This window comes from Streptomyces sp. SID14436, from assembly GCF_010548465.1.
Classification (GTDB): domain Bacteria; phylum Actinomycetota; class Actinomycetes; order Streptomycetales; family Streptomycetaceae; genus Streptomyces.
The window spans coordinates 1-8,499 of the sequence record NZ_JAAGMD010000511.1; the positions used below are offsets into that span (position 1 = coordinate 1).

Sequence of the window (8,499 nt, forward strand, 5' to 3'; positions counted from 1 at the left end):
GGCAGTGTGCGCATCCCGGCGTCGTTCTGCGGCGTCTTCGCGCTGAAGCCGACGTACGGGCGGGTGCCGCTGTATCCGGCGAGCGCGTTCGGCACCCTGGCCCACGTCGGCCCGATGACCCGGGACGCGGCGGACGCGGCGCTGCTGATGGACGTGATCGGCGGGGCGGACTCGCGCGACTGGTCGGCGCTGCCGCCGCCGGCCGGTTCCTTCTCGGCGGGACTCGCGGGCGGGGTGCGGGGGCTGCGGGTGGCGTACTCGCCGACGCTGGGCGGGCAGGTGGCGGTGCGGCCGGAGGTGGCGGCGGCGGTGCGCCGGGCGGTGGAGCGGCTGGCCGGTCTCGGGGCGTACGTGGAGGAGACGGACCCGGACTTCGTGGACCCGGTGGAGGCGTTCCACGCGCTGTGGTTCGCCGGGGCGGCCCGGGTGACGCAGCACCTGGGCCCGGGGCAGCGGGCCCGGCTGGATCCGGGGCTGCGGGAGATCTGCGCGAGCGGCGCGCGGCTGTCGGCGCTGGACTACCTGGCGGCGGTGGACGTGCGCATGGACCTGGGCCGCCGGATGGGCCGCTTCCACGACACCTACGACCTGCTGGTCACGCCGACGATGCCGGGCACGGCCTTCGAGGCGGGCGCGGAGGTGCCGAAGGGCTCCGGCCTGCGCCGCTGGACGGGCTGGACGCCGTTCACCTATCCGTTCAACATGACGCAGCAGCCCGCCGCGTCCGTGCCGGTGGGCAGGGACGCGGACGGTCTGCCCATCGGCCTGCAGCTGGTGGCCGCCCGCCACCGGGACGCGCTGGTGCTGCGGGCCGCGCACGCGCTGTACGAGGCGGGGGTGGCGGCCGGCCCCGCCGCCGGGACGGGGGTCACGCCCGGCGGAAGCTGAGCGTCTCCCCCGCCGCCCCGGTGCGCCACAGGTCGTTGCACGCCTCGGCCAGCTCGGCCAGGCCGTCCACCACCCGGCCCCAGACGATGCCCGGCACCCAGCCGACGTCGCCGTTCAGCAGCAGGTTGTTGCGTTCGTAGAACAGGGCCAGGTCGACCACCGTCGTGCCGGGGCGGACCTCGCGGTCGTAGCCGTACGCCTTCGTGCCCAGTTCGGCGCCGGCGAAGGAGAAGTAGCAGAGGTCGCCCGGGATGGGGGTGACCGTCGGGTTCTCCAGGGGCGGCTCGGCGTCCGCGAAGGGCGGGAAGAGGGCGTAGATCTCGTTCCGCGCGTACTTGGCGTGGTAGACGTCGCCGGCCAGGGGCAGCGCGTCCCAGACCGCGGCGCAGGTCACCGGTGCCCGGTCGTCGAGGAGCACGGCCGTGCCGCGTACTCCGCGCCGTTCGAGTGCGACTTCGACATGGCGTTCTGCCATTCCGCCTCCCTACGGGTTTCCCCGCATCTACCCGGTCCGCGCGCGGGCCAAGCACGGGACGGCGATTGCACTTTCGGTCACCTCACGAAAGGGCAATAGCACCGGTCGCGCCCTTTCCAGCAGAATTCCCGGTGTCATCCCCCCGTACCACCGAAGGGAATTCCCCATGTCCAAGCAAAGCGCCGCACTCGGATTTCTCGCCGTGGCCCTGAGTGCCGGAGTGGCATTCGGCGCGGCGGCCCCCGCGCAGGCCGCGAGCGTGTCGAAGAAATGCACCAACGGCCCGGCCAACTGCGTACTGGGCAAGGCCAACCCGAAGAAGCAGACGATCCGCGTGACCGTCGACAACAGCGGCAACAAGGCGACCCGATACGCCTGGGACATCCGCCACAAGGGCAAGATCATCTGCACCGGTGAAGTCCGCGAGAACTGGAAGAAGAAGACGTTCACCTGCAAGAACATGCCCAAGGGAAATCTGCGGCTGACCATGCCGTACCGCCTGAGCACCCAGATCAGCATGGCCTGGTGAATTGACCGCGCCGTCGCCAGATCCACACCACCCCCCACCCGGGCCGGCCCTCCCGGCCCGACCCCCTAGGAGAGAAATGCTGCTCAGCACGGCAACCGCACCCGGCCGCCGGCGTCTCGGCGCGGCCGGCGTCCTGACCGCCGCCGGTCTGGCCCTGACCTCGCTGTCCCTGGCCCCCGCCCAGGCGGCCGAGGCCGGCCCCTCCGCGCAGGCCGCCGCGTCGTCGGGCGTCTCCGCCCAGGCCGCGAAGGTGGCCGCCAAGAAGGGCAAGATCATCCGGCTCAGCGGGAAGCGGCCGGGCTGCCGGGTCCACGCCGTCGTCAGCGTGACGAAGAACACCGCGTCCGGCTACCTGAAGAGCACCTGCGAGTACGGCACCGACCACGTGCTGATCGGTCTGCTCAGCATCGACAACAAGAAGCTGAAGACCGTGACGAAGCGGCAGCGCGGCGGGAAGACGTCGACCACGAAGACGGTCAAGCTGTCCAACCCGAAGGGCACGCAGAACATCTGCATGATCGGCAGCTGGAACTTCCCGCTCACCGAGCACCCGGCGTACCGCAGCGAGGCGCGGGCCTGCGTCACGTACTGATCCGACCGGTGCCCGGCGTCCGGTGGGCGCCGGGCATCACACGAGAAGGGCCGAAACCGGCGGGCATACTTGGCCGGACCCTGGGTAGCGGCGCGCCCATGGTTCGAGAACAGGTAGTGGACAACGGCCCGCGTCCCAGAGGCCGCCCCGGCATCTCCCGCCGCCTCCTGCTCACGGGTTCGGCCGCGCTGGCTGCCACGGGGGCGGTCGGCGCGACGAGCGGATGCAGCCGCGTGGCGACGGCGGACACCGGGGACGGCGGCCAGTTGTTGCAGCAGTTGCGCGCCAAGGGCACGGTTCGCCTCGGCATCGCGGGTGAGCAGCCCTACGGCTACATAGGCAGGGACGGCAAGGTCACGGGATCCGCGCCGGCCATCGCCACCAAGATCTTCCAGCGTCTCGGCGTGGAACGCGTCGAGCCCTTCCCGACCGAGTTCGGCTCGCTGATCTTCGGTCTCAACTCCCTCCAGTTCGACGTGGTCGCCGCCGGGATGTACATCAACCCCGAGCGGTGCGGACAGGTGCTCTTCGCCGACCCCGAGTACCAGATGAAGGACGCCTTCATCGTCCGCAAGGGCAACCCGATGAAGCTGCGCACCTACGAGGACATCGCCCGCACCGGCGCCCGCATGGCCACCGGCATCGGCTACGCGGAGATCGACTACGCCAAGGAGGCGGGGGTCAAGAAGATATCGACCCTGCCCGACCAGCTGGCCGGTCTCCTCGCCGTCGAGCAGGGCCGCGTGGACGTCTTCGCCGGCACCGCGGTGACCGTGCGCAACGTGGTCGAGCAGAGCCGGAGCACCAAGGTCGAGGCGACGGCGGAGGTCACGCCCTACGTGGACGGCGAGCCCGTCGTCGACGTCGGCGGCTTCGCGTTCCGCAGGCCGGAACGCAATCTGCGGGACGCCTTCAACCGCGAGCTGCACAAGATGAAGCGCAGCGGCGAGCTGCTCGACATCATGCGTCCCTTCGGGTTCTCCGAGGACCAGATGACGACGCTCACGGCCGAGGAGAAGTGCCGCCCATGAGTGAGATCACCTCCGGTCTGTGGGAACTCCTCCTCAAGGGCGTGTGGATCACCGTCCAGCTGACCGTGTTCAGTGCCGCGCTCGGCGCGGCGGTCGCCTTCGTCGTGGGGCTCGCCCGGACGCACGACCTGTGGATCGTCCGCTTCCTGTCGGGCGTGTACTTCGAGATCTTCCGCGGCACCTCGGCCCTGGTCCTGATGATCTGGGTGTTCTTCGTCGTGCCGATCGCCCTCGGGTGGCAGCTCGTGCCGATGTGGGCCGCCGTCCTGACCCTGGGCTGCACCTACGGGGCCTACGGCTCCGAGATCGTGCGCGGCGCGGTGGCCGCGGTGCCCCCGGCCCAGACGGAGGCCGGCGTGGCCCTCGGGTTCACCCGGGGCCAGCGGCTGCGCAAGGTCGTGCTGCCGCAGGCCTGGCCCGAGATGGTGCCGCCGTTCAACAACCTGCTCATCGAGCTGCTGAAGGGCACCGCCCTGGTGTCCGTCCTGGGCGTCGGCGACATCACCTTCGCCGCCCAGCTGGTGCGCAACGCCACCGGGCAGAGCGCCCCGGTGTACACGGTCATCCTGGTCATGTACTTCGTGCTCGCCTTCCTGCTCACCCGGGTCATGCGCCTGGTCGAGCGCCGGGCGAAGGCGGGGGTCGGCCGGGCCGCTCCGCCGCGGACGTCCCTGATCCGCAACCGGGCCACCGGTCCGGGCAAGGACCTCGTCGCCGACCCGTCGGCCACCGGAGGTGCCGCGTGAACTGGAGCTGGAGCACGCTGGAGGACTTCCTCCCGGCCTTCTGGGACGGTGTCCTCGTCACCCTTCAGGCCCTGGTCCTGGGGTCGCTGATCGCCTTCGCCCTCGGCCTGGTCTGGGCGCTGGCCCAGCGGTCGTCGCTGAAGATCGTGAGCTGGCCGGTCACCGCGGTCACGGAGTTCATCCGCAACACCCCGCTGCTCGTGCAGCTGTTCTTCATCTTCTACGTGCTGCCCGAGTGGGGTCTGACGCTGTCCGCGCTGACCACCGGCATCGTCGGTCTCGGACTGCACTACTCGACGTACACGGCCGAGGTGTACCGCGCCGGCATCGACGGGGTGCCGGCCGGGCAGTGGGAGGCCGCGACGGCCCTCAGCCTGCCGCGCTCGCGCACCTGGACCACGGTGATCCTGCCCCAGGCGCTGCGCCGCGTGGTGCCCGCGCTGGGCAACTACGTGATCGCGATGCTGAAGGACTCGCCGATGCTGATGGTCATCGGTGTGCTCGAAATGCTGGGCGAGGCCCGTCAGTTCGGGTCGCAGACGTTCCAGATGAACGAGCCCATCGTCCTCGTCGGCGTCGCGTTCATCCTCATCGCCTACCCCGCCTCTCTTCTCCTGCGAGCCCTGGAGCGCCGCCTTGTCCGCTGAAACCGCGCCCACACCCGAGAAGCCCGTGTCCACCGACAAGGGCCGGGAACTGATCCGCCTCGAGAAGGTCACCAAGCGCTTCGGTGACAACACCGTGCTCGACCGGCTCGACTTCTCCGTCGACGCCGGCAAGCACGTGACCCTGATCGGCCCGTCGGGCTCCGGCAAGACGACCATCCTGCGCATGCTGATGACCCTGGTGAAGCCGGACGAGGGCACCGTCACCGTCGACGGGGAGCAGCTGTTCCCGGCGCCGGAGAAGCAGGTCCGGGAGGTCCGCAAGAAGATCGGGATGGTCTTCCAGCAGTTCAACCTCTTCCCGAACATGAAGGTGCTGCGCAACATCACCGAGGCTCCGGTCACCGTCCTCGGCCTGTCCAAGGACGAGGCGGAGGTCCGGGCCCGGGAGCTGCTGGAGCTGGTGGGGCTGTCCGACAAGTGCGACGCGTACCCGACGCACCTGTCCGGCGGCCAGCAGCAGCGGGTGGCGATCGCGCGGGCGCTCGCCATGCGGCCGCAGGTGCTGCTGCTGGACGAGGTGACCTCGGCGCTCGACCCGGAACTGGTCGCGGGGGTGCTGGACGTGCTGCGGGACATCGCCCGCAGCACCGACATCACCATGCTGTGCGTGACCCACGAGATGACGTTCGCGCGGGACATCTCCGACCAGGTGCTGATGTTCGACTCGGGCCGGGTCATCGAGTCCGGGTCGCCGGAGAAGCTGTTCGGGGACCCCGACCACGAGCGGACCCGTGAGTTCCTGAGCACCATCCTGTAAGGCGCCGGCAGCGGTTCGTCCGTGCCGCCGGGCGGGGGTGCGCGGTGTCCCGCGCGCCCCCGTCCGGCCGCCGGAGTCATATGCCGTCGACATAATTACCTGGTCATGGCGCCCCGGCGCCCGCCGGACCGGCCCCGGGAATCCGGGCAACAGCCGGGCGGGGAGCGCGCGTTCGCGGCTATCGTGGACGGGACTGCCGACCGGATCGCGGCCCACCAGCGAACGCAGGGGGGAAACCGTGGCGCTGAAGCACGAGCCGACCGCGCCGTACCACTCGGCCCAGGACGCCCTGCGCGTACTGGAGACGGTGGCACGGCACACCACCGGAGTGACCGACCACGACCTGGCCCGCGAGAGCGGCCTGCGCGGGGAGCGGCTGACCACCCTCCTGCGGATGCTGCGCCGCGAGGCCTACGTCGAGCAGATCGCCGACGGCGCCTACGTCACCGGCGAGGCGTTCGCCCGCCTGGGTGCCACCGAGGGCCACGACGCCGCGGTACGGGCGACGCTGCAGCGCACCCTGGACCGGCTGCGCGACCGCGTCGGTGCCGCCGTCTACATGAGCCGGTACATCGACGGCGAGGTCAGGGTCACCCAGTACGCCGACAGTCCGGCCACCCCGAAGGTGAACGAGTGGGTGGACTTCCGCAGCTCCGCGCACGCCACGGCGGTCGGCAAGAGCCTGCTCACCCAGCTGGACCACAGCGGGCGGCGGGACCACCTCGCCCGGCACCGGATGGCGCGGCTCACCTCGCGCACCATCACCAGCGACCGGCTGCTGCTGTCCCAGCTGGCGACCCAGCCGCCCACCGTGCCGGTGCTGGACCTCCAGGAGTACGCGGTCGGCACCGTGTGCGCGGCCGTCCCGATCACGGCCGGTTCCGCCGTGGGCTGCCTGGCCCTGTCGCTGCCGGTCGAGCACGCCCACCGGCTGCGCCGGGCCGCCGAGACCCTCAATCGCAGCGCGGCCCCGGTGCTGCTGTCGCTGACGATCTAGATCCGGATCACCGCGGGCGGCGCCGCCGGTCGTGGTCGGGAGCACCCTCCGGGACCAGGTAGTATTTTCGCGTCGCCGGCCGCGGGAAGCGGACGGCGGGAGTCATGCGCCGCTAGCTCAGTTGGTTAGAGCAGCTGACTCTTAATCAGCGGGTCCGGGGTTCGAGTCCCTGGCGGCGCACGGTGAAGGGCCTCTCGTGGGAGCGAGAGGCCCTTCGGTGTTTCCGGCCCGGACGGCCGCGGCTCAGACGGGCCGGACGAGCCCCGCCCGCGCCGTCCTGCTCAGAAGGTGACGTCCGAGCACGCGTAGAACGCGTTGGCCGTGTCGGCGACCGTCCAGACGGCGACGATCACGTGGTGTCCGCTCAGCCCCGACGGCAGCCTCCCGGTGTGCGAGAGGGTCTGCGGGGGCCGCTGCCCGTTGTAGGGCACCGTGAAGAACGGCGTCAGGTTGAGGTCGGCCCGGGTCAGGGCGTGGTTCTGGTTCCAGCCCGGCTTGGTCACGTAGTACTTGAAGTCGGTCGTGGCGTGCATGGCCGTGAACTGCCACCGGAAGGTGTAGTTCTGGCCGCCGGTGACGCGGGTGGTGGGCCACGCGCCCCCCGAGGGCGTGCGGGGGCTGTCGAGCTGGGCGAACCGGGTGTTGTCGGCAGAACAGATCCGTCCGTCGGCGGGGCCGGAGGCGGGGAAGCCCTTCGGGCCCTCGACGCTCTGCGGCTCCCACTGGATGGCGCCGCAGTTGGTGACGGTGCCGTTCTGGCACTGCTTCTGCCGGCTGACCGGCAGGTCGGTGTAGCCGTGGCCGCTGGCCCCGCCGGAGGAGAACGCGAGTGCTCCGGTCGTGGCCAGTCCCACCGCGGCCGCGTACAGCTTGGTCCGTGTGCGCATGCTGCCGCTCCTGGTGAACGTGGGGGTGTCAGTGAGCCGTGCAGGTGGTGCGAGTAGGTCTAGACCAAGTCTGAGCGTAGGACTGCGGCATGAACATGTCCAGACCAGATGCACGACGCGTTCAACCAGTTGCGCGCCGGCCGGGCGGCGGCCCCGGGCGGGGTCAGGGCATCGACTCGCCCCGCCCGGCGCAGAACGCCACCGTCAGGTCCTTCACCAGCGCCTTGCGCTCGTAGTCGTCCAGCTCGACCAGCCCGCGCACGGTCAGCCGGGTCACCGTGTCCTCCACCGAGTCCACGACCGAGCTGAGGACACTCGCCCGGTGCCGGGCGTCCAGCGCGGCGATCCGGCGCCGGTGCATCGCCGCCGCCACCTCCGGCGCGTACTCCACCCGCACCGGCCGCACCGCGAACACCTCCAGGCCGACCGGGGCCGTGTCCGCCGTCACCTGCCGGGTCAACGCCTCGCACACCGCGTCCATCGCGGCCTGGCCCGCGCCCGGCGCCTCCACCGGCAGCCGCAGCAGCGCCGCCTCGACGCACTCCCGCAGGTACGTCTCGTGGTCCTCCACGCCCAGCGTCGCCCGTGCGGTGTCCCGCACCCGCCACACCACCGTGACCACCACCCGCAGCGCCATCCCGCCCCGGTCCGCCGCCGGCATCGGCTCACTTCGCCAGTGCCGCAGCCGCACGTCGACCCGGCGGCGCAGCAGCAGCGGGTTCACCCACAGCAGCCCCGTCCGGCGGACCGTCCCCCGGTAGCGGCCGAACAGGCCGAGCACCCAGGCCCGCCCGGTCCGCCCGCGGGCCAGCCCGCCGAAGCCGAACAGCGCGAGGGCGCCCGCACCGGCACAGGCCGCCCACTGCGCGGGGCCGATCCCGGCCGCTCCCGGGGCGGGCGGCAGACCCGGCACGCCGGCCGCGAGCGGC

11 protein-coding genes and 1 tRNA gene are annotated in these 8,499 nt (G+C 71.5%); 9 read left to right on the forward strand and 3 right to left on the reverse strand.

The genetic code is table 11. The annotated features are described in order from the left end of the window. The coding region (locus G3I53_RS17775) for an amidase family protein (protein WP_275406510.1) at window positions 1–888 on the forward strand (888 nt) is incomplete at its 5' end. Here G3I53_RS17775 and G3I53_RS17780 read toward each other — a convergent pair. Beyond that, the gene (locus G3I53_RS17780) at window positions 869–1,363 is read right to left on the reverse strand and encodes a DUF3830 family protein (protein ID WP_164333168.1); all 495 of its coding nucleotides are present in this window, start codon (window positions 1,361–1,363) and stop codon (window positions 869–871) included. The genes G3I53_RS17775 and G3I53_RS17780 overlap by 20 nt on opposite strands. Before the next feature lie 166 nt (window positions 1,364–1,529). On the opposite strand from G3I53_RS17780, the gene G3I53_RS17785 reads away from it, so the two are divergent. The 8 genes from G3I53_RS17785 to G3I53_RS17820 all read left to right on the forward strand — a co-directional run bounded on the left by G3I53_RS17785 (window position 1,530) and on the right by G3I53_RS17820 (window position 6,863). Continuing rightward, a complete protein-coding gene (locus G3I53_RS17785; RefSeq protein WP_164333167.1) occupies window positions 1,530–1,892 on the forward strand; it encodes a hypothetical protein in 363 nt (120 codons plus the stop codon). A 76-nt stretch (window positions 1,893–1,968) separates the two neighbouring features. Then, the gene (locus G3I53_RS17790) at window positions 1,969–2,484 is read left to right on the forward strand and encodes a hypothetical protein (RefSeq protein ID WP_164333166.1); all 516 of its coding nucleotides are present in this window, start codon (window positions 1,969–1,971) and stop codon (window positions 2,482–2,484) included. Window positions 2,485–2,717: 233 nt separating this feature from the next. Next, window positions 2,718–3,515, forward strand: coding sequence for an ectoine/hydroxyectoine ABC transporter substrate-binding protein EhuB (ehuB, locus tag G3I53_RS17795; RefSeq protein WP_343240641.1), 798 nt, complete (start codon window positions 2,718–2,720; stop codon window positions 3,513–3,515). Then, window positions 3,512–4,261: an ectoine/hydroxyectoine ABC transporter permease subunit EhuC gene (gene ehuC / locus G3I53_RS17800; RefSeq protein WP_164333164.1), complete on the forward strand. Its 750-nt coding sequence runs from the start codon at window positions 3,512–3,514 to the stop codon at window positions 4,259–4,261. The genes ehuB and ehuC overlap by 4 nt, the downstream gene beginning before the upstream one ends. Continuing rightward, entirely contained in the window at window positions 4,258–4,908 is a 651-nt protein-coding gene (gene ehuD / locus G3I53_RS17805; RefSeq protein ID WP_164333163.1) for an ectoine/hydroxyectoine ABC transporter permease subunit EhuD, read from the forward strand. Before ehuC ends, ehuD begins: the two co-directional genes overlap by 4 nt. After that, window positions 4,898–5,686 carry an ectoine/hydroxyectoine ABC transporter ATP-binding protein EhuA gene (gene ehuA / locus G3I53_RS17810; protein WP_164333162.1) on the forward strand — a complete coding sequence of 263 codons (789 nt, stop codon included), beginning with the start codon at window positions 4,898–4,900 and terminating at the stop codon, window positions 5,684–5,686. Before ehuD ends, ehuA begins: the two co-directional genes overlap by 11 nt. 238 nt (window positions 5,687–5,924) lie before the next feature. Then, window positions 5,925–6,683, forward strand: coding sequence for an IclR family transcriptional regulator C-terminal domain-containing protein (locus G3I53_RS17815; RefSeq protein ID WP_164333161.1), 759 nt, complete (start codon window positions 5,925–5,927; stop codon window positions 6,681–6,683). 106 nt (window positions 6,684–6,789) lie between these two features. Continuing rightward, window positions 6,790–6,863: transfer RNA gene (locus G3I53_RS17820), tRNA-Lys, on the forward strand. Between the two features lie 101 nt (window positions 6,864–6,964). Here the strand turns inward: G3I53_RS17820 and G3I53_RS17825 are convergent. Continuing rightward, complete coding sequence (locus tag G3I53_RS17825) at window positions 6,965–7,570, reverse strand: lytic polysaccharide monooxygenase (RefSeq protein WP_164333160.1); 606 nt, start codon at window positions 7,568–7,570, stop codon at window positions 6,965–6,967. 163 nt (window positions 7,571–7,733) lie between these two features. Then, window positions 7,734–8,499: SPFH domain-containing protein (locus tag G3I53_RS17830; protein ID WP_275406511.1), on the reverse strand; the 766-nt coding region annotated here is incomplete at its 5' end.